This window comes from Enterobacter sp. EC_64, from assembly GCF_019584165.1.
Classification (GTDB): Bacteria; Pseudomonadota; Gammaproteobacteria; order Enterobacterales; family Enterobacteriaceae; genus Enterobacter; species Enterobacter roggenkampii.
This window is the reverse complement of the sequence record NZ_VDAS01000022.1, coordinates 14383-35316: the sequence shown is the minus strand read 5'-3', so window position 1 is coordinate 35316 and position 20934 is coordinate 14383. Positions and strand designations below refer to the sequence as shown.

Below are 20934 nucleotides of genomic sequence, written 5' to 3'. Positions count from 1 at the left end.
GCCCGGTTGTCATTAACAGATTAGAAAGCAAAAGGGCAGCGCCAACCGGCCCTGCCCTTTTCAGTTATCAGGCCTCGGGTTCCTGATCCGGTACCACCACGCCTTCACGCGGCTCATCCGGGTTCGGCGCTGGCAGATTCATCAGCTTCGCCAGGATGCGCGCCAGCTTCAGGCGCATTTCCGGACGGCGGACGATCATGTCGATGGCGCCTTTCTCAATGAGGAACTCACTGCGCTGGAATCCCGGCGGCAGTTTTTCACGAACGGTCTGCTCGATAACGCGAGGACCCGCAAAGCCGATCAGCGCTTTTGGCTCAGCGACGTTCAGGTCGCCCAGCATCGCGAAGCTCGCGGAGACGCCGCCCATGGTTGGGTCGGTCAGCACGGAGATGTACGGCAGACCGCGCTCCTGCATCTTCGCCAGCGCTGCAGAGGTTTTAGCCATCTGCATCAGGGACATCAGCGCTTCCTGCATACGTGCTCCGCCGGAGGCAGAGAAGCAGATCAGCGGACAGTTGTCTTCCAGCGCCTGCTCAACGGCACGCACGAAGCGCGCACCGACCACGGAGCCCATTGAGCCGCCCATAAAGGAGAACTCAAATGCAGCGGCAACAACCGGCATCCCATGCAGGGTGCCTTTCATGACGACCAGCGCGTCTTTCTCGCCGGTCTCTTTCTGTGCGGAGGCCAGACGATCTTTATATTTTTTGGAGTCGCGGAACTTCAGCACGTCTTTTGGCTCAAGCTCGCTGCCCAGTTCTACCAGAGAACCTTCGTCCAGCAGGCTATGCAGGCGGTTGCGCGCCGACATACGCATATGGTGGTCACACTTCGGACACACCTCAAGGTTGCGCTCCAGCTCTGCGCGATACAGAACCTGGCCGCAGCTATCACACTTCGTCCATACCCCTTCAGGAATGCTCGCTTTACGCGTTGGGGTAATGTTGCTTTTAATTCGTTCAATCCAGCTCATTGATAACCTTTCTGCCTGAACCTGGTCGTATGCCAGTTTTGCTATAAGAGGCGAATAATGCCATTTTTGCCTCCAACAGACCATGAATGTTGCACATTAAAACATAACAGCCCGAAACTTTGGATAAAAAAGTGGTCGAACCGCCAGCGTGCATTTACTTCGCTTGCTTTGCCGCCGCACGTTTATGACGAATGATTTCGATAACGCCCGGCAGTACGGAAAGCACAATAATCGCTACAATCAGTAACTTAAGATTTTCCTGAACCACTGGGAGATCGCCAAACAGGTAACCCGCATAGGTAAACAGCAGTACCCACAGCAGCGCCCCCACGACGTTATACATGGCAAAATGACGATAGGACATATGTCCCATTCCCGCCACAAACGGTGCAAATGTGCGCACAATAGGCACAAAGCGCGCAAGGATAATGGTTTTTCCGCCATGGCGTTCATAAAACGCATGAGTTTTATCTAAATAGCTGCGGCGGAAAATTTTTGAATCCGGATTGCTGAAAAGCCGTTCACCGAATACGCGTCCAATCGTGTAGTTGACCGCATCACCGACGATGGCGGCAATCACCATCAGCACCACCATAAGATGCACATTCAGATCGTTGGTGGGCAGCGCCGATAACGCCCCGGCGACAAACAGCAGTGAATCGCCCGGCAGGAACGGCGTGACAACCAGCCCGGTTTCACAGAACAGAATGAGGAACAGAATGGCATAAACCCAGACGCCATACTGCGCGACCAGCTCTGCCAGGTGAACATCAATATGCAGGATGAAATCAATCAAAAAACGAATTACGTCCATATTGTCTAAGCCTTAATTGCACCTTTGTTTAGTCCGCTAAAAACAGCGGCCCCATTGGCGGTTTCGGCAGGTCAAACCGATCCGGATAGTCTACCGAGACCAGATACAGCCCTTCCGCTTTCGCCGTGGCTGCCGCAAGCGTTCTGTCCTTCGCTGCCAGCAGGTCTGCAATCCAGCTCTCCGGCTGGTGTCCGGCACCCACTTCCATCAGGCTGCCCACAATATTCCGCACCATATGATGTACAAAGGCATTGGCTTTGATATCCACCACCACATACGCGCCAAAACGGCTGACGTGAATGTGCATGACATTACGCCACGGCGTGCGGGACTGACACTGCACCGCACGAAACGAGGTAAAGTCATTTTCACCAATCAGACACTGCGCCGCGCGATGCATGCGTTCCGCATCGAGCGGTTCATAAAAATGCGTCACGCCCTGGCTTAACACCGCCGGACGCAGACGCTGGTTGTAGATGACATAACGGTAACGACGCGCGGTGGCGCTGAAACGCGCATGAAAATCATCCGGCACAGCTTTCACCCAACGCACCGCAATGTCACCAGGCAAATTCGCATTTACACCCAGCGTCCAGGCGGCATCCTTACGCACGGCGGTGGTCTCAAAGTGCACCACCTGCCCCGTGCCGTGAACGCCCGCGTCCGTACGGCCTGCGCACAGGACGTTAATCGGCTCGTTTGCCACCTGAGAGAGCGCTTTCTCCAGCTTCTCCTGGACGCTGCGTACCTCATTCTGACGCTGCCAGCCATAATATTTACTGCCATCGTACTCAATACCGAGGGCAATTTTATGACCCGGCTTTTGTTCCACGTCTGACATCAGTACAGGTACTCCTGCACCAGTTTCTCGGCGATCTTGACCGCCATCAGCGCGCCGCCGAAACGAACGTTGTCGGCAACGGACCAGAACTGAACCTGCTCCGGCATACCGTAGTCGTTACGCACGCAGCCAACGGAAAGATGCGCGCTACCGGTGGCGTCGCCTACCTGCGTCGGGAACTCGCTCTCTTCAGAGAGGACGATGTCTTCCCCGCGGCCAAACGCATCGCGCGCCTCTTCTGCCGCCAGGGGACGCAGCGCTTCAAAGCCGACCATCTGCGCGTGACCGTAGAAGACCGGGGACTGCACGACGCTTGCGGAGATCATCAGGCCATCGTCCTGCAGAATTTTACGCACCTCATCGACGATACGACGCTCTTCGCGCACGGAGCCCTCGCGGTCCGGCAATAGCGGCAGCATGTTGAACGCCAGCTGGCGGCCAAAGAAATCATCTTCATCAATCGGAATGCCGTTCAGCAGCTTCGCGCTCTGCCCGGCCAGCGCGTCAACGGCCTTTTTGCCGTTTGCGGACGCGGACAGCAGGCTGGTGACGGTAATGCGCGACAGGCCGCCGTCGTCGATCAGCGGTTTCAGTGCAGTCAGCAGCTGGCTGGTCAGGCTGTTCGGCACCGCAATGACGTTACGGTTGCGGTAGTCAGCCAGCACAAACGGGTTCACGTCCGGCACCACCAGCGGCACATCCGGCTCCATGGAGAACAGACCGCTCAGATCGATGACCAGGCAGCCTGCGTTGGTCGCCTCTTCAACGTACGCCGCAGTGGCTTCAGCGCCCGCGGCGAAAAACGCCAGCTGCGCCTGCGTCCAGTCGAACGCCGCCGCATCCTGAACCATGACGGATTTATTGTTAAAACGCAGATGCTCACCCGCGCTATCCGTTCGCGCCAGCGCATAGATATCGCCCACCGGGAACTGACGCTCAGCAAGCGTTTCGAGCAGGGCTTCGCCCACGGCACCCGTGGCACCTAAAATGGCAATGTTCCAGCCTTCAGACATGGTGGTTTACTCCAGAAATAAAAAAGCGTCCCTGTCGGAGTATCCGACAGGGAGCATTAAGAAGACATTAATGCGCCGGGTGATGAACGGCGTTAAACCCCAGCTTGTGCAGCAGCGTCGCCGCCGACGCGTCGTCGCACATCACATAGAGGGAAGACCACTCGCGGCGCTCAACGTAGTTCTTGCGCAGCTTATCAAACTCACCCGGGATCCCCGCCACTTTACGCAGCAGCGCATCATCGCGGCGCACATCATACACCAAATGCACCAGCCTTTTCAGCGTTGCCTGATCGAGCGGGCCGTGAAGGGTAATGCGGCCAAATTCAGGCGCGGGGAGTAAGGTATCCAGCGCCACCTGCTGCGGATGGCCGATAAAGGCGCTGTAGGCTTCGAAGACCTGCGTCGTACCGCGGGCTTTCCCTTCGAGGGTATAACCAGCGATATGCGCCGTGCCCACATCAACCTTATTTAGCAGCTCAACGTTGAGGTCCGGCTCCGGCTCCCAGACGTCCAGCACCACGCTGAGGTCTTGTCCTTCGTTCAGACACGTCAGCAGAGCGGCGTTATCGACTACCGGACCACGGCAGGCATTTATCAGAATAGTGCCAGCCTTCAGACGGCGAATTAACGCCTCATCGGCCAGATGCAGAGACTTATACGGCCCCTCTTTAAACAGCGGCGTGTGGAACGTCAGCACGTCGCACTGTTCAACCAGCTCGTCCAGCGAACGGAAATCCCCGTCATCGCCGTTGTCTTTGCGCGGCGGATCGCACAGCAACGTGCGGATCCCTAACGCTTCCAGGCGCTTTTGCAGGCGTCCGCCGACGTTACCCACGCCGACAATCCCCACGGTGCGGTCTTTCAGCGCAAACCCGTCGCGCTCGGCCAGCATCAGCAGCGAGGAGAAAACGTATTCCACGACGGCAATCGCGTTACAGCCCGGCGCGGCGGAGAAACCGATTCCGGCCTGCTTCAGCCATTTATCATCCACATGATCGGTCCCTGCCGTTGCGGTCCCAACGAACTTAATCGCCTTACCGGCGAGCAACGCCTCATTTACTTTGGTCACCGAGCGCACCATCAGGGCGTCGGCATCGTCCAGTTCGTTGACCGGGATCGGGCGACCAGGAACAGCCTTAACGTTACCCAGGCGGCTAAACAGCTCACGGGCGTAAGGCATATTTTCATCAACGAGGATTTTCACGTCTGAGTACCTGTTTGAGAGGAAGAAAACCTGCCAAGTGTGCCATAATCTGGCCGCCAGGCATATACGTCTGCCAGGTTTACGCTGAGTTTTGACTTTAAGGATTTTTGACGATGCAGCCCATTTCAGGTACGCCGCCACGCCCTCCGGGTGAAGGCCCCGTCACGCCAAACGTTGCCGGTGAACAACCGCTATCCACGCAACAGCGCACCGTGCTGGAGCGACTGATCACGCGCCTGATTGCGCTGACTTCACAGCAAAACGCGGAAGTCTGGGCCGGGGTGAAGCATGATTTAGGCGTGAGGAACGACGCACCGCTGCAGTCGCGCCATTTCCCCGCTGCCGAGCAAAATCTGAACCAGCGTATTACGACCGCGCAGCAGAACCACACCACGCGCCAGATTGTTTCTCAGCTGACGGAGCTGCTGGGCCAGGGAAATAACCGCCAGGCGGTGAGTGATTTTATTCGCCAGCAGTATGGTCAGACCGCGCTGGGCCAGCTTACGCCCGACCAGCTCAAAACCGTGCTGACGCTGCTGCAGAACAATGAGCTGTCGATTCCGCAGCCGCAGGTGCGCCCGGCGACCGAGCGTCCGCTGCTGCCCGCCGAGCACAATACGCTCAAGCAGATGGTGACAAAGCTGGCCGCGGCCACCGGCGAGCCGACGAAGCTTATCTGGCAATCCATGCTGGAACTGTCGGGCGTGAAGGCAGGCGAGCTGATCCCGGCCAAACAGTTTACCCATCTGGTGACCTGGCTCCAGGCACGCCAGACGCTCAGCACCCAGAGCGCCCCGACTCTGCATACTGTCCAGGCCGCGCTGAAACAGCCGCTTGAGCCGCACGAGTTCGAGGTGATTCGGGATTATGCCCAGCAGAACTGGCAGGCCACGCCGCAAACGGTACTGACTACCGCGCAGGTGCAGGATCTGCTCAACCAGATCTTTGTTCGCCGCGCCGAGCGCGAAGGCGGCGTACCAGAGGTGAGAAATATTCAGCCGATCTACAGCCCGCTGTTTGCGCCGGTCGTGGAGACCTTCAGAACACTTTCTGCGCGTCCGGGATTGATATTTATTGCACTGCTGATTGCGCTGGCGATTTTCTGGCTGGTTGCCTGATATTTTGCCCGGTGGCGCTGCGCTTACCGGGCCTACAACGGCTTGAACCGTAGGCCGGGTAAGGCGCAGCCGCCACCCGGCAACAACGACTCACGTTCTACGAAACGCCACCAGCGTCACCACGATCCCCACCACCGCGGAAACCGCACCGGCCAGGAAGACGGACGGATAGCCAAACGAGGTGGCTAACACCCCGGCCAGCGGCCCGGTTAACCCGTATGAGATATCCTGAAACGCCGCATAGCCGCCGAGCGCCGTCCCGCGCACCTGCGGAGCCACGCGCTTCACCACTTCAACACCGAGTGCCGGGAAAATCAGAGAACAGCCGCAGCCGGTCAGCGCCGCACCAAGCAGGGCCACGGATGCCACGGGTGCATTCCACAACAGCAGAAGACCGATCGTTTCAATGACCAGCGACGCCACCGCCACCTTCACGCCACCAAAGCGATCCGGCATCCAGCCAAAAAGCACGCGCATCAGCACAAACGCGCCGCCAAACGCGGTAAGCGTAAAACCGGCCATCGTCCAGCCGCGGCTCATAAAATAGAGCGAGACGAACGTCCCAATCACCGCAAAACCCACGCCCTGCAGCGCCAGACCCAGGCCCGGCTGCCAGATTTGGCCGACCACGCTCCACAGGGAAGGACGCTCGCCTTTGTGCGCAGGCACCTTACGCACCGAGCCGTTAAACGCCCATGCCACCAGCGGCAGCGCCATGGTGGTGGCAGCCAGCGCCGCAAAACCGAACTGGCTGTTGATCAGCAGACCAAGCGGTGCCCCGGCGGCCAGCGCGCCGTAGATGGCCATGCCGTTCCAGGACATCACCTTGCCGGAACGTGCTGGCCCCACCAGCCCCATTCCCCAGGTCAGGGTGCCGGTCAGCAGCTGGCTTTCACCGAAGCCGAGAATTAAACGGCCCAGCACCAGCAGCGCAAATTTATACGCGGCATCGACCGGCAATAGAGCCGCCAGCAGCCATGCGCCGCCCGCCAGCCCGCAGGCAAACATCCCCTGCAGCGCCGAGCGTTTGGCACCGTGCTGGTCCGCCAGCCGTCCGGCGTAGCCGCGGGTTAATACCGTGGCTAAAAACTGAATGCCCACGGCAATGCCGACCATGGTGTTGCCATAGCCCAGCTCCTGATGAACGAACAGCGGGATCACCGGCAGCGGCAGGCCAACGGTCATATAGGTCAGGAATACCGCAAAGGCGATACGGAACAGCGAGACGTTCGCTGAAGGGGTTGTTTCTGTTTGAGTTACTGCAGTCATGCTTTACTCCGAAATGAAGAGTAAGGCGGGGAAATGCCACGCCCCCTCTACCTGATTATCAGGATTAAGGTGCGTTGGTTGACGTTAAACGCTTACGCATTATCGTGAGGATAATGTTGAGTGGTGAAGTTTGCCTGTGAGATCAGCCGCTTGTCAATGCATAAAAAAGGGAGCCTTATGGCTCCCCTTTCGAATCAAACATAAAACTTATGCTTTCAGCTTACGCATGACCAGCGTGGCGTTGGTGCCACCGAAACCGAAGCTGTTGGACATGACGGTAGTCAGCGTCGCTTCCGTTGGTTTGGTCACGATGTTCAGGCCAGCAGCCTGCTCGTCCATCTCTTCGATATTGATGCTTGGGGCGATAAAGCCGTTTTCCAGCATTAGCAGAGAGTAGATCGCTTCCTGAACGCCAGCCGCACCCAGAGAGTGACCGGTCATGGCTTTGGTCGCAGAGATCGCCGGGCTGTTGTCGCCGAAAACTTCGCGGATCGCACCCAGCTCTTTCACGTCGCCTACCGGCGTAGAGGTACCGTGAGAGTTCAGGTAGTCGATTGGGGTGTCAACGCCGTGCATCGCCATCTTCATGCAGCGCACCGCGCCTTCGCCGGATGGTGCAACCATGTCGGCGCCGTCAGACGTTGCACCGTAGCCCACGATCTCAGCATAGATGTGCGCACCACGTGCCAGGGCGTGTTCCAGCTCTTCAACCACAACCATACCGCCGCCGCCCGCGATGACGAAACCGTCACGGTGCGCATCGTAGGTACGGGAAGCTTTGTCCGGAGTCTCATTGTACTTGGTGGACAGTGCGCCCATCGCGTCGAATTCGCAGGCCATTTCCCAGCCCAGTTCTTCGCCGCCGCCAGCAAATACGATGTCCTGTTTACCCAGCTGGATCTGCTCAACAGCGTTACCGATGCAGTGCGCGGAGGTCGCACACGCAGAGCTGATGGAGTAGTTCACACCGTGGATTTTGAACGGGGTCGCCAGGCATGCGGAAACCGCAGAACCCATGGCTTTAGTCACCACGTACGGACCTACCGCTTTCAGACCACGCGGGCTACGCATTGCGTCAGCACCAAATACCTGCGCTTTAGATGAGCCGCCGGAACCGGCGATCAGACCCACGCGCGGGTTGTTCTGATAAACCTCTTCGCTCAGGCCAGAATCTTTGATCGCTTCCTGCATGGAGAGATAAGCATAAATAGAGGCATCGTTCATGAAACGAACCACTTTGCGGTCAATCAAACCGGTGGTGTCCAGTTTGACGTTACCCCATACGTGGCTACGCATACCTGAATCTTTAAACTCTTCAGAGAAAGTGATCCCGGAGCGTCCTTCACGCAGAGATGCCAGGACTTCCTGCTGGTTATTACCGATGCTGGAAACAATGCCCAGGCCAGTAATCACTGCACGTTTCATTCAATACCTCTGTAAGTCGCACTATAGTAAGTTTCGAGTCGCACAATAGCGTACACTTGTACGCCGAACAAGTCCGATCAGACATTTTCTGCGGAAATTTGCACCGATGGACTCACATCGTTAAGATCGTGCCACTGCCTGTCAGACGAGTAACTTACGTGAAACAAAACGCTATACAACCCGCCAACCTCGAATTCAACGCTGAGGGTACACCTGTTTCCCGAGATTTTGATGACGTCTATTTTTCTAATGATAACGGACTCGAAGAAACTCGATATGTTTTCCTCGACGGAAACCAGCTCAGCACCCGCTTCCCGGCGCACCCGCGGAGCCTGTTTGTGGTCGCGGAAAGTGGATTCGGCACCGGGCTGAATTTTTTAACCCTCTGGCAGGCGTTTAACCAGTTCCACGCTGCTCACCCCGAGGCTACGCTACAAAGATTACATTTCATCAGTTTCGAAAAATTCCCGCTCACCGCGAACGATCTGCGGCTTGCCCACCAGCGCTGGCCGGAGCTGGCGCCCTGGGCGGAGCAGCTTCAGGCGCAGTGGCCGCCCCACATCGGCGGCTGTCATCGTCTGATGCTGGACGGCGGACGCGTCACGCTGGACTTATGGCTCGGCGACATCAACGACCTGACCGACAGGCTCGATGATTCGATGAATCAGAAGGTCGACGCGTGGTTCCTGGACGGTTTTGCCCCTGCCAAAAACCCGGACATGTGGAGCCAGCATCTGTTTAACGCGATGGCGCGGCTGGCGCGCCCTGGCGCAACGCTTGCCACCTTCACCTCGGCGGGCTTTGTCCGCCGTGGGTTGCAGGAGGCGGGCTTTACCATGCAGAAGACCAAAGGCTTTGGCCGCAAACGCGACATGCTGGTCGGCAGGATGGAGCAGACGCTGGACATCCCCGCTCAGACGCCCTGGTTTGCGCGCCGCGCCAGCGCATCGCGCGACGTGGCGATCGTTGGCGGCGGGATCGCCAGCGCCCTGCTCTCGCTCGCCCTTCTCCAGCGTGGCTGGCAGGTGACGCTCTACTGCGCTGACGAGGCGCCCGCCAGCGGCGCATCCGGCAACCGTCAGGGGGCGCTCTATCCGCTTTTAAGCGCACACGACCCGGCCCTGTTCCAGTTTTTCCCGGCAGCGTTTACCTTCGCCCGTCGCCTGTACGACGCCCTGCCGGTAACGTTCGACCATGACTGGTGCGGCGTCACGCAGCTCGGCTGGGATGAGAAGAGCCAGCAGAAGATCGCGCAGATGCTGTCGCTGGGCCTGCCGGAAGAGATTGCCCGCGCGGTCAGTGCGCAAGAGGTGGCGGACACCGCTGGCGTGGAAACCGGGTGTGGGGGCATTCAGTATCCGCTCGGCGGCTGGCTGTGCCCGGCTGAACTGACCGCGGCGGTCATTGCCCTGGCGCAGTCGCGCGGGCTGACGGTGCAGTATGGCCACAAGGTGGCATCGCTCACCCGGACAGAACGCTGGGATCTGCGTTTCGCTGATGGCAAGGAGGCGAGCCATGCCAGCGTTGTGCTGGCCAACGGGCATCACATCAGCCAGTTTATTCAGACAGCGACGTTGCCGGTTTATCCGGTCGGCGGCCAGGTGAGCCATATCCCGACCGCGCCTGCGCTCGGCAAACTGCGTCAGGTGCTGTGCTATGACGGCTATCTGACGCCGCAAAATCCCTCTAACGGCCATCACTGCATCGGGGCCAGCTATCATCGTGGCGAAACGGAGATGCACTACAGCGAGGCGGATCAGTTGCAAAACCGCCAGCGCCTGATTGACTGTTTCCCGGATGCGGCGTGGGCGAAAGAGGTTGACGTCAGCGAGGGTGACGCGCGCTGCGGCGTGCGCTGCGCCACCCGCGATCATCTGCCGATGGCGGGCAACGCGCCGGACTACGAGGCGACGCTTGCGGCCTATGAGGATCTGGCTGAACACCAGGAGACGGCGGTGACTTCACCGGTCTATCCAGAGCTGTTTATGCTGGGCGGACTGGGTTCCCGCGGGCTGTGCTCTGCGCCGCTGCTGGCTGAAGTATTAGCCGCGCAAATGAGCGACGAGCCAATTCCGCTGGACAGGGTTACGCTTGCGGGACTGAATCCGAATCGCTTGTGGGTAAGGAAACTGCTGAAGGGGAAAATGGTTAAGTAAGGTGCGGCCTGGTGCCCTCACCCTGACCCTCTCCCACAGGGAGAGGGAAAATTAGTAGGCCCGGTAAGCGCAGCGCCACCGGGCGAAAAACAATGACTTAGCGTTTAGCCTGCTGGAACAGGTTGTCCCACATGCCCAGCACCAGTGACTGGTCGCGCGGAGAGAGCTCCCCGGCCTGAATGGCTTTCTCCAGACTGCGGGTCACTTCCTCATGAACAGCGTCGGCAGAGTGATCGTCACCTGCTTCCAGCTCGGCTACCGCGAGCGTCAGGTGACCACGCAGATAACCGCTGGCGAACAGCTCATCATCGCTGGCGTGTTCCACCATGTCATCAATTAACGCCAGAATGCGTGATTCAAATTCTGCGATCATCTTCTTTCCTCTGTTAAAGATCTTCCGGCCAAGGGAAGCATTCCGCCGTGATCACCGGCGTGTGGTAATAATTCTGTAAGGCCTCAATCAGGCGCGCCGGACGTTCCGGGATGCCTTTCTCAAGATAGTCCATCACCTGCGCATGCACGCGGCGCTGGAAGACGATACGGTCTGGCTCGAAGTCGCCTTCGAGGTTGTCACAGCTCACGTTGAATGGGAAACCCGCCGCGACGCAGAATAGCCATTCCAGCGCCTGCGGCTTCACTTCCACATCCTCAAACTGGCCCTGCGTTGCGGCGTCACGCCCGTCCGGGCAGTACCAGTAACCAAAGTCCACCAGCTCGCGACGCGCTTTTCCGGCGATACACCAGTGCGAAATTTCGTGCAAACCGCTGGCGTAAAAGCCGTGCGCAAAGACGATGCGGTTATACGGAACCTCTGCATCAGCAGGAAGATAGATCGGTTCGTCGTCGCCTTTAATCAGACGGGTATTAAAATCGTCAGCAAAACAGCCGTCAAAAATCTCAATCAGCTGTTCGTATTTATGCGTACTGTTCATTAATGCATCCCCAACCAGGTGAGGATCTCCTGTCCATGGCTGTCATAAAGAAGTTTGGCGCTCATTACGGCCGAGACGATGACGATCATCGGTCGAATCAGCTTTTGTCCTTTGCTTAACACCAGACGCGAACCCGCGCGCGCGCCCAGGAACTGCCCTGCCATCATGACGAATCCGGTTGCCCAGATGACCTTGCCGCCAATGATAAACAGCAGCAGACCGCCAAGGTTCGACGTCGCGTTGAGCACTTTGGCATGAGCGGTCGACTTGGCGAGGTTAAACCCGGCCAGCGTCACGAACGCCAGCGCGTAAAACGAGCCCGCCCCCGGGCCGAAGAAACCGTCGTAAAAGCCGACGCAGCCCCCGGCAATCAGGGCAAACGGCAGACCGTGCAGACGACGCTGGCGGTCTTCCTCGCCGAGCTTCGGCATTAGCAGGAAATAAAGCCCGATGCAGATGACCAGAACCGGCAGGATCTGGCGCAAAATATCCGACTGCACGTGCTGAACCAGCAGCGCGCCCGACGTGGAACCAATAAAGGTCATCAGGATATTGAGCTTCTGGTCGGCCAGGCTCACCACCTTGCGGCGGATAAAATAGAGCGACGCTGAGAGCGAGCCGCCGCAGGCCTGCAGCTTGTTGGTGGCAAGCGCCTGCGCCGGGCTCATGCCCGCCGCCAGCAGCGCGGGTACGGTTAATAACCCACCACCGCCCGCAAGGGCATCAATAAAACCGGCCAGCATGGCCACGAAGAACAGCACCACCAGCAGCAGCGGTGACACCATAAACAGATCGACGAAATTATCCATTAAAGTACATGCTCATCCAGTAGCGCCTGGCAGGAAGGCGGCAACGGAGGCGGTGTCTTCTTCTCAGGCTTAGAGGTTCCAGGTTTTGCCGGTTCAAACCAGCTTTGCAGTTCCGCACCGCAGCGATCGCCTGGCGGCGGGAGCGGCTGATCTTCACATTCCAGGCTGTTCGCCGGGCAGCGCAGGCGAACGTGCATGTGCGCGCGATGCTGGAACCACGGGCGCACTTTGCGCAGCCAGTCGCGGTCCGTTCCGGCATCCAGGCAGAGCTGCTGCTTGATGGCCGGGTTGACGAAAATCCGCGTGACGTCGTTATCTTCTGCCGCCAGCTTGATCATGCTGGAGACCTCCCGCGTCCACAGGGACGGCACAACGCGCTTGCCGTCGCTCGCCACCAGATCCAGCGCCTGCGGCTTCAGCAGCTGCGCTGAACTCCAGCGCGCTTTCGGCAGCTGCAGGAAGATATCGACATCCAGTCCGGTCTGGTGACTGGCGTGTCCCCCATTAAAACGCCCGCCGGCAGGCATCCCCATATCACCGATCAGCATCGTGCCCAGCCCCAGGTTATGCACCTGGTTGCCAAGACGCTGAATAAACAGCACCAGATCCGGGTGGCCAAAATAGCGACGCTGGTCGGTACGCATCACCTGATAGGTGTCTGATTGCAGTGGAAGTTCCTGCGCGCCGACGATACAGCCGTTGGAAAAGGCGCCGATGGACTGCGCGCTCCCCGCCACCGGGTGGGTGATTTTTTGCCATGGCGTCGCGGCCAGACTGGCTCCACTGGCCAGCAGCGCCAGCAGAGCAATTGCGGTTTTTTTCATGTTTACCAGCGTGGAATGGTGGTCGTCACATCCGCATTCTGCGCGCGCTGGCGCAGGAAGTGATCCATCAGCACGATCGCAAGCATCGCCTCTGCGATCGGCACCGCGCGGATCCCCACGCACGGATCGTGACGTCCTTTGGTGATCATCTCAACTTCTTCGCCATCGCGGTTAATCGTGTGGCCCGGCACGGTAATGCTGGAGGTTGGCTTCAGCGCGATGTTGGCAATAATCTGCTGCCCGCTGCTGATACCGCCCAGAATGCCGCCCGCGTGGTTGCTCTGGAAGCCCGCTTTCGTGATCTCGTCGCGATTCTGGCTGCCGCGCAGGGATACCACGTCAAAACCGTCGCCAATCTCAACGCCCTTCACCGCGTTGATGCTCATCAGCGCGTGGGCGATGTCGGCGTCGAGACGGTCAAATACCGGCTCGCCCCAGCCTGGCGGGACGCCGTCGGCCACGACGGTCACTTTCGCCCCGATGGAGTCGCCCTCTTTTTTCAGGCCCCGCATCAGTTCGTCCAGCGCATCCAGCTTGTCGGCATCGGCACAGAAGAACGGGTTTTGCTCGACCAGATCCCAGTCTTTGATCGCCAGCGGAATGTCGCCCATCTGGGTCAGACAGCCGCGGATAACGATGCCAAATTTCTGCTGCAGGTATTTTTTGGCAATGGCACCCGCCGCCACGCGCATCGCGGTTTCACGCGCAGAAGAACGTCCGCCGCCGCGATAGTCGCGGAAGCCGTACTTTTGTTCGTAGGTATAGTCGGCATGGCCCGGACGGAACACGTCTTTGATGGCGCCGTAGTCCTGGGAGCGCTGATCGGTGTTTTCAATCAGCAGACCAATGCTGGTGCCTGTAGTGCGTCCTTCAAAGACGCCGGAGAGAATTTTGACCTGGTCCGGCTCGCGACGCTGCGTGGTGTAGCGAGAGGTGCCCGGACGACGACGGTCAAGGTCGTGTTGCAAATCGGCTTCGGTCAGTTCGATGCCTGGCGGTACGCCATCAACGATACAGCCCAGCGCCAGCCCGTGCGACTCGCCAAAGGTGGTCACGCGGAATACCTGTCCAATACTGTTTCCTGCCATCACGGCTCCGATGTTGTTGTTTGTGTTTGAGCGTTGTGAAACGGGCCGAAGCCCGCTGGATTAATCTTTATAGATGCTGAAGTGCTCGCGCGCGTCGAGCAGCTGCGCTTTGGTCAGCATAAAGACGCCGTCACCGCCGTTGTCGAACTCAAGCCAGGTGAACGGCACATCCGGGTACTGCTCTATCAGATGTACCATGCTGTTGCCCACTTCACAAATCAGAACGCCGTCGTCGGTCAGATAATCCGGCGCGCAGGCCAGAATGCGGCGGGTCAGCTTCAGGCCGTCAGATCCTGACGCCAGACCCAGCTCCGGCTCATGACGGTATTCGTTCGGCAGATCGGACATGTCTTCCGCATCGACGTACGGCGGGTTGGTGACGATCAGATCGTACTGCAGCGTCGGCAGATCGCGGAACAGATCGGAGCGAATTGGCGTGACGTGATGGATCAGGCCGTGCTCTTCAATGTTGTGCTCGGTCACGGCCAGCGCATCGGTGGAGATATCGACGGCATCGACCTCCGCTTCCGGGAAGGCGTAGGCGCAGGCAATGGCTATACAGCCGCTGCCGGTACACATATCCAGGATGTGCTGCGGCTGATGGCCGATCAGGCCTTCAAAGTGGTTGTTAATCAGCTCACCAATCGGTGAGCGCGGCACCAGCACGCGCTCATCGACATAGAACTCGTGACCGCAGAACCAGGCTTTGTTGGTCAGGTAGGCGACCGGGATGCGTTCGTTGACGCGGCGGATCACGCGCTCAACGATGCGGTGTTTTTCGCTGGAGGTCAGGCGCGCGGTGCGCATGTCTTCCGGAATATCCAGCGGCAGATAGAGTGACGGCAGCACCAGCTGCACGGCCTCATCCCACGGGTTGTCGGTACCGTGTCCGTACCAGATATTGGCGGCGCTGAAGCGGCTAACCGACCAGCGCAACATGTCCTGTATGGTATGCAGCTCGTTTACTGCTTCATCGACAAATATTTTATCCACTCTTTCCTCCAGGGCATGCTCGCATAATTTTCGGCGGCTAGTTTGCCATGAAGACGGCGATAAATCAGCAATGACGCGTACCGCTTGAGGTTAAAAAATGCGTTTAGTCGGGTACACTATCGGAAATACGAGATGAGAATGACGAATGAAAAAGAAAACATCGCTCAGCGAGGAGGATCAGGCGCTCTTCCGCCAGCTAATGACCGGGACGCGGAAAATCGCGCAGGACACCATCGTCCATCGCCCGCTGCGTAAAAAAATCAGCGAAGTTCCGGTCAAACGGCTGCTGCAGGAGCAGGCCGATAATAGCCACTACTTTTCAGACGAGTTTCAGCCGCTGCTTAATACCCAGGGCGCGGTGAAATACGTGCGCGAGGACGTCAGCCATTTCGAACTGAAAAAGTTACGCCGGGGAGATTATTCGCCGGAGCTGTTTCTGGATCTGCACGGCTTAACGCAAATGCAGGCGAAACAGGAGCTGGGAGCGTTGATTGCCGCCTGTCGCCGCGAACATGTTTTTTGCGCCTGCGTGATGCATGGCCACGGGAAACATATCCTCAAGCAACAGACGCCGCTGTGGCTGGCTCAGCACCCACACGTAATGGCGTTTCATCAGGCACCGAAAGAGTACGGCGGAGATGCCGCCTTGCTGGTATTGATTGAAGTTGAGGAGTGGCAGCCGCCAGAGTTGCCCTGACAGAAGGGCGGGAAAGATATAGCACCCCGCCCTGTCACACGTCACGTCAGATCGCTTTTGCCATCTTCAGGTTGCACGGGCTCATTTGCCAGTTGAAGACCCCTTTGCCGGTTTCGTCGAGGGTGACGTTGGCAATCGCGGAAGTGGTGAACATAGGCGGCGTTTCGCCCGGGCACAGCTCAGATACCAGATAGCCGACCAGCGGCAGGTGGGAAATGACCAGTGCGGAAGCGACACCTTCATTGCACAGCGCCTGAAGATAAGCGCTGACAAGGCCGACATCACCGCATGGTGTCAGTTCGGGGAGAACATCCACACTGGACGGCAGGTTCATACACTCCCCTACCACATCCAGCGTCTGTTCTGCACGCAGGAACGGACTCACAAGAACGCGTTCAATGTCCACTTTTTGACCTTTAAGCCAGGTTGCCATCAGACGGGATTCGTCGCAGCCACAGACGGTTAAAGGACGTACTGAGTCACTGGCGGCATCGAGTGCCGCGTCGCCGTGACGCATGATGAAAACTTGCATATTGCACCGCTTTTGTTAACCAGAATCACCGGCGTTAACTACCCGCGATAAATGCTAAGAGGTAGAAAACCCGATGGCCGGGCATTGTGCCTGATCCATTCGATGAATGAAACGCTGTTTTTTACCTCAATGGCGTAAGTATAGTCAATCTCTGTTTACAAAATCGCCAGAACAGGTTCATTCACCTCAGGATTTACCCTTCTTTGACTTCAGTTTACGAAATCAGTTTCCCGTGCAGGCCAAAATGTCTGGCCCCGTTCCGCCATCTGCAATAATTCGTCACACGGTGTAAACCGTGGGCCATATTGCGAGGCCAGACGTTGCAAAATGGCAACCACTTCACCCGCGCCGAGTGTATCCATGTAGCGGAACGGGCCGCCAAGGAACGGCGGAAAACCAATACCAAATACCGCGCCGATGTCGCCATCGCGTGCGCTCTTGATCACCTGCTCACCAAAGCAGCGCGCCGCTTCATTGAGCATCATCATCACGCAACGTTCAGCGCACTGAACGGCAGACAGTTTTCCCTGACCGGTGGTCGAAATAAGCCCATAAACCGAAGGGTCGACCTGTTTCTTGCTTTTACGCCCTTTCGCGCCGTAAAGATAGAAACCGCGTTCATTTTTTCTGCCTTTGCGATCGTCCTTCAAAATTGCAGAAACAATGTTTGCAGGCGGGCTAAAACGATCGCCATAAGCCGCCTCCAGCACAGGTATAATTTTAGTGCCGGTGTCTATTCCCACCTCATCCAAAAGTTGGATTGGGCCAACGGGGAAACCAAACTTTACCAGCGCCTCGTCGACGTGCTCGATCTTCTCGCCTTCCGTCAGCAGCCGCATGGCTTCATTAATATAGGGCGCCAGAATACGGTTGACGTAGAAGCCGGCTTTATCTGCGACCACGATCGGCGTTTTACCCTGCTTCTTCGCAAGTTTGACTACCGTGGCGATGGTTTGCGGACTGGTAGTCTCGTGTGGAATAACTTCCACCAGCGGCATTTTTTCTACCGGGCTAAAGAAGTGCAGCCCGATCACCTGCTCCGGACGCGCGGCTTTCGCCGCGATATCGCCAATCGGTAATGACGACGTGTTAGAGGCAAAAATGGTATGCGGGGCGCAATGCTGCTCAACGTCTGCCACCATCTGCTGCTTAAGCGCCAGATCCTCAAACACGGCTTCAATCACCAGATCGCGGTGCGCAAAACCGCTGTAATCGGTCGTACCGGAGATCATTGCCAGGGTTTTATCACGCTCGCTTGCCTTGATATGGCGGCGTTTGACCTTTTGATCAAGGTTCTGCCAGCTGTACTGCAGCGCGTGGTTGATTCCCTTAGGGTTAATGTCTTTGATGCGTACCGGCAATTTGCCTTTGCTGGCGGTAACAAAAGCGATACCGCCGCCCATGAGCCCCCCACCCAGTACGCCAATGGCACGCAGAGGCGCAGGCTCCGCCTTGCTGCCGGGATCTTTTTTGACGTCAGTGCTGGCGAAGAAGATGCTGCGCAATGCCTGTGACTGCGGCGTCATCGCCAGTTCACCAAAGGCTTTGGCCTCCGCGGCATAGCCGCTGCTGCTGCCCTGCGACAGCCCGGTTTCGATCACGTCGAGGATCCGCTTTGCCGCCGGGTAATTGCCTTTGGTTTTTTGTTCGGTCTTTTTGCCCACCATATTGAACAGGAGCGTTCTCCCCAGCGGACCGGCCAGCACGCGCTCGCGAACCGGCAGAGGACGTTTTGCCTGACGCCCTTTCAGCGCAAGCTCAACGGCGGCCTCCAGCAAAATGGACTGCGGCACGACGTCATCGACCAGACCGGCTTTCAGCGCCTGACGGGCACGCAGCTGTTTACCGGTTAAGATCATCTCCAGCGCCGTGCTGACGCCCACCAGCCGCGGCAGACGCTGCGTTCCGCCAGAACCTGGCAGCAGGCCCAGCTGCACTTCCGGCAGGCCCAGAATGGTTTTCGCATCGTCAGTACAGATGCGGCTGTGGCAGGCCAGCGCCAGCTCCAGCCCACCGCCCAGACACGCACCGTGGATCGCTGCGATGACCGGGATTGGGAGACTGTTGATCTCCGACATCACCTGCTGGCCCTGACGCGCCAGCTCTTCGGCTTCCAGCGCGCTTTGCGCCCGGGCAATCATGTTGATATCCGCACCGGCGATAAAGTTGTCGGGTTTGGCAGAGATAAACACCAGGCCGCGAATGGCTTTGTTCTCGCGGATCTGCTTTAGCATCGCGCGCACCTGAACGCCAAATTCGGCCTTCAGGGTATTCATCTTTTCATCAGGCACATCAATAGTGATAACGGCCACGTTATCGAGGCGAACCGTCAGATTAAATGCAGATGGCATATCCATTATTCAGCCTCCAGAACCATTGCTGCGCCAAGGCCGCCCGCCGCACAGGCGGTAACAAGGCCAAACCCACCGCCACGGCGACGGAGTTCATGTAATGTTTGCGTGATCATCCTCGCCCCTGTAGCGGCAAACGGATGACCGTAGGCGATAGAGCCACCCAGCACGTTGAATTTACTCTGATCCACTTCACCCGTGGCATGCGCGCGGCCCAGCACATCACGTGCGAAACGCTCGCTTGCCAGCAGCTGGACGTTTGCCAGGGTTTGCGCGGCAAACGCTTCGTGCATATCAATCAGGGTTAAATCAGCCAGCGTCAGCCCCGCGCGATCCAGCGCCAGCGGCGTGGACCATGCCGGACCCAACAGCATGTCCTGCCAGACGTCAATGGCGGTGAAGGCGTAGCTGCGTAAATAGCCCAGGGGAGTAATGCCCAGCTCTTTTGCACGGGATTCGGTCATCAGGATCACGGCGGCAGCCCCGTCCGTCAGCGGCGTACTGTTCGCCGCCGTCACGGTGCCGTGCTTGCGGTCAAACGCCGGGCGCAGTTTGGCGTAATCCGCCAGCGTTGACGTGCCACGAATATTGTTATCTTCCGCAAGCGGTTCGCGATAGGGCGGAATATAGGCGGTCATGACCTCATCGGTCAGCTTGCCTTCCGACCAGGCTTTTGCCGCAAGCTGATGTGAACGATGCGCCAGCGCATCCTGCTGTTCACGCGTAATGCCGTAGGTTTTGGCCATCTGCTCGGCGGTGTCGCCCATGCGCAGGCCGGTGGAGTATTCCGCGACGGCAGGAGGTACAGGCATCAGGTCGCGCAGACGTAAACGCGAGAAGAGTTTGAGCTTCTGACCCGTCGTACGGGCTTTGTTGGCATCCACCAGGATGCGCGCCAGCTTTTTACTGACCCCAATCGGCAGTACCGAAGAGGAGTCAGCTCCACCCGCTATCCCGGCGCGAATGGTGCCCGCCATCAGGCTTTCGGCGACGTTAGCCACGGCCTGGAAGCTGGTTGCGCAGGCGCGGCTGACGCTGTAGGCATCGGTATGAACATTCATCCCGGTACCGAGGACGATTTCCCGCGCAATGTTGGGGGCTTCAGGCATCTGCACGACCTGGCCGAAGACCAGCTGTTCGATGACCTCCGGCGGAATTTCGCTGCGAGCCAGCATCTCCCCCACTACCATTTTCCCCAGGTCGACGGCCGGTATGCCATGAAACGCCGTTGCCTGACGCGCAAATGGCGTGCGCAATCCACTGACTATGGCAATGCGATCGCCCTGACGGGTAATAAGCGGTAATGCCTGACTCATAACACTCCCCTGTAAAAAATTTTTCGCAAACACAAAGTGGTCTGACCTGATAATAGTCTTAACCATTTTTTTACATTCAGCCAATCGGGGAAACGAAAAAATGCGAGCTAAAACACAGAGAAGAAAAAGAAAATGCCCCTGTATGGCAGGGGCATTTGTGCGGTATGTTGCCGGGTACGCAAGGTAAAAGCAAAACGGTAACCCGTAGGTGACCGTTTTTAATGCTTACGCCCTCTCCCGTGGGAGAGGGTCGGAGTGAGGGCATCAGGCCGCTGAAATTAACGCAGACCCAGCTGGAAAATCAGCGTTTCAGCTTCGCAGGCAAAAACAAAGTCGATGTCCAGCTTCACGCCGCCTTCCACTTCGGTAAAGGTCGACTTGATTTCACACGGCTCGGATTCAACATCACGCGCACGCTTGCTCAGCGCGGCCAGGGTCTCTTCCGCTTCGGCGCGGTTGGTGAACACACGGCTGTAAGACGCGGTGCAATCGGAGTTGTCCATGATGGTGCCAACATCCATACAGCAGCAAACCGGGGTTTCATCAGCACTGCATTTACTCATAGCTCAATTTCCTCTG

20 protein-coding genes are annotated in these 20934 nt (G+C 58.0%); 3 read left to right on the top strand and 17 right to left on the bottom strand.

Going from position 1 to position 20934, the window contains the following annotated elements:
• Window positions 1–67: 67 nt before the first annotated feature.
• The 5 genes from accD to pdxB all read right to left on the bottom strand — a co-directional run bounded on the left by accD (window position 68) and on the right by pdxB (window position 4845).
• Entirely contained in the window at window positions 68–973 is a 906-nt protein-coding gene (accD, locus tag FHC52_RS16875; protein ID WP_008502598.1) for an acetyl-CoA carboxylase, carboxyltransferase subunit beta, read from the bottom strand.
• A gap of 154 nt (window positions 974–1127) precedes the next feature.
• Window positions 1128–1787: a DedA family protein gene (locus tag FHC52_RS16870; RefSeq protein ID WP_008502599.1), complete on the bottom strand. Its 660-nt coding sequence runs from the start codon at window positions 1785–1787 to the stop codon at window positions 1128–1130.
• A 28-nt stretch (window positions 1788–1815) separates the two neighbouring features.
• On the bottom strand, window positions 1816–2628 hold the full coding sequence (truA, locus tag FHC52_RS16865; RefSeq protein ID WP_126289165.1) for a tRNA pseudouridine(38-40) synthase TruA: 813 nt from the start codon (window positions 2626–2628) through the stop codon (window positions 1816–1818).
• On the bottom strand, window positions 2628–3641 hold the full coding sequence (locus FHC52_RS16860; protein WP_023325776.1) for an aspartate-semialdehyde dehydrogenase: 1014 nt from the start codon (window positions 3639–3641) through the stop codon (window positions 2628–2630). The genes truA and FHC52_RS16860 overlap by 1 nt, the downstream gene beginning before the upstream one ends.
• A gap of 67 nt (window positions 3642–3708) precedes the next feature.
• On the bottom strand, window positions 3709–4845 hold the full coding sequence (pdxB, locus tag FHC52_RS16855; protein WP_023294134.1) for a 4-phosphoerythronate dehydrogenase PdxB: 1137 nt from the start codon (window positions 4843–4845) through the stop codon (window positions 3709–3711).
• A gap of 113 nt (window positions 4846–4958) precedes the next feature.
• Here pdxB and flk point away from each other — a divergent pair, with 113 nt between their 5' ends.
• Window positions 4959–5963, top strand: a complete 1005-nt coding sequence (flk, locus tag FHC52_RS16850; RefSeq protein WP_126289167.1) for a flagella biosynthesis regulator Flk — start codon at window positions 4959–4961, stop codon at window positions 5961–5963.
• 90 nt (window positions 5964–6053) lie between these two features.
• On the opposite strand, the gene FHC52_RS16845 is transcribed toward flk, so the two are convergent.
• Both FHC52_RS16845 and fabB read right to left on the bottom strand, forming a co-directional pair.
• Entirely contained in the window at window positions 6054–7232 is a 1179-nt protein-coding gene (locus tag FHC52_RS16845; RefSeq protein ID WP_126308003.1) for an MFS transporter, read from the bottom strand.
• 207 nt (window positions 7233–7439) lie between these two features.
• The gene (gene fabB, locus FHC52_RS16840) at window positions 7440–8657 is read right to left on the bottom strand and encodes a beta-ketoacyl-ACP synthase I (protein WP_014832795.1); all 1218 of its coding nucleotides are present in this window, start codon (window positions 8655–8657) and stop codon (window positions 7440–7442) included.
• A gap of 158 nt (window positions 8658–8815) precedes the next feature.
• Here fabB and mnmC point away from each other — a divergent pair, with 158 nt between their 5' ends.
• Window positions 8816–10813 carry a bifunctional tRNA (5-methylaminomethyl-2-thiouridine)(34)-methyltransferase MnmD/FAD-dependent 5-carboxymethylaminomethyl-2-thiouridine(34) oxidoreductase MnmC gene (gene mnmC, locus FHC52_RS16835; RefSeq protein ID WP_126289171.1) on the top strand — a complete coding sequence of 666 codons (1998 nt, stop codon included), beginning with the start codon at window positions 8816–8818 and terminating at the stop codon, window positions 10811–10813.
• Window positions 10814–10910: 97 nt separating this feature from the next.
• On the opposite strand, the gene FHC52_RS16830 is transcribed toward mnmC, so the two are convergent.
• From FHC52_RS16830 to prmB, 6 genes are read right to left on the bottom strand one after another with little or no spacing between them, the layout of a single operon-like run.
• On the bottom strand, window positions 10911–11186 hold the full coding sequence (locus FHC52_RS16830; RefSeq protein WP_008502607.1) for a YfcL family protein: 276 nt from the start codon (window positions 11184–11186) through the stop codon (window positions 10911–10913).
• Between the two features lie 13 nt (window positions 11187–11199).
• Complete coding sequence (locus FHC52_RS16825) at window positions 11200–11745, bottom strand: elongation factor P hydroxylase (protein ID WP_048029666.1); 546 nt, start codon at window positions 11743–11745, stop codon at window positions 11200–11202.
• Window positions 11745–12554 (bottom strand): sulfite exporter TauE/SafE family protein, encoded by an 810-nt coding sequence (locus FHC52_RS16820; RefSeq protein ID WP_045908744.1) that lies wholly within the window; start codon window positions 12552–12554, stop codon window positions 11745–11747. Before FHC52_RS16820 ends, FHC52_RS16825 begins: the two co-directional genes overlap by 1 nt.
• Window positions 12554–13378 carry a penicillin-insensitive murein endopeptidase gene (mepA, locus tag FHC52_RS16815; protein WP_220420151.1) on the bottom strand — a complete coding sequence of 275 codons (825 nt, stop codon included), beginning with the start codon at window positions 13376–13378 and terminating at the stop codon, window positions 12554–12556. Before mepA ends, FHC52_RS16820 begins: the two co-directional genes overlap by 1 nt.
• A 2-nt stretch (window positions 13379–13380) precedes the next feature.
• Complete coding sequence (gene aroC, locus FHC52_RS16810; RefSeq protein ID WP_045908745.1) at window positions 13381–14466, bottom strand: chorismate synthase; 1086 nt, start codon at window positions 14464–14466, stop codon at window positions 13381–13383.
• A gap of 60 nt (window positions 14467–14526) precedes the next feature.
• A complete protein-coding gene (gene prmB, locus FHC52_RS16805; RefSeq protein WP_008502612.1) occupies window positions 14527–15459 on the bottom strand; it encodes a 50S ribosomal protein L3 N(5)-glutamine methyltransferase in 933 nt (310 codons plus the stop codon).
• Between the two features lie 145 nt (window positions 15460–15604).
• Between prmB and smrB the strand changes: the two genes are divergently transcribed.
• Entirely contained in the window at window positions 15605–16156 is a 552-nt protein-coding gene (gene smrB, locus FHC52_RS16800; RefSeq protein WP_023344606.1) for an endonuclease SmrB, read from the top strand.
• Window positions 16157–16202: 46 nt separating this feature from the next.
• Here smrB and sixA read toward each other — a convergent pair whose 3' ends face one another.
• The 4 genes from sixA to FHC52_RS16780 form a co-directional block, all read right to left on the bottom strand.
• Window positions 16203–16688, bottom strand: a complete 486-nt coding sequence (gene sixA / locus FHC52_RS16795; protein WP_014884683.1) for a phosphohistidine phosphatase SixA — start codon at window positions 16686–16688, stop codon at window positions 16203–16205.
• A gap of 209 nt (window positions 16689–16897) precedes the next feature.
• On the bottom strand, window positions 16898–19045 hold the full coding sequence (gene fadJ / locus FHC52_RS16790; RefSeq protein ID WP_126289173.1) for a fatty acid oxidation complex subunit alpha FadJ: 2148 nt from the start codon (window positions 19043–19045) through the stop codon (window positions 16898–16900).
• Window positions 19045–20355 (bottom strand): acetyl-CoA C-acyltransferase FadI, encoded by a 1311-nt coding sequence (gene fadI, locus FHC52_RS16785; RefSeq protein ID WP_021241580.1) that lies wholly within the window; start codon window positions 20353–20355, stop codon window positions 19045–19047. The genes fadJ and fadI overlap by 1 nt, the downstream gene beginning before the upstream one ends.
• 278 nt (window positions 20356–20633) lie before the next feature.
• The gene (locus FHC52_RS16780) at window positions 20634–20918 is read right to left on the bottom strand and encodes a YfcZ/YiiS family protein (RefSeq protein ID WP_008502617.1); all 285 of its coding nucleotides are present in this window, start codon (window positions 20916–20918) and stop codon (window positions 20634–20636) included.
• Window positions 20919–20934 lie beyond the last annotated feature (16 nt).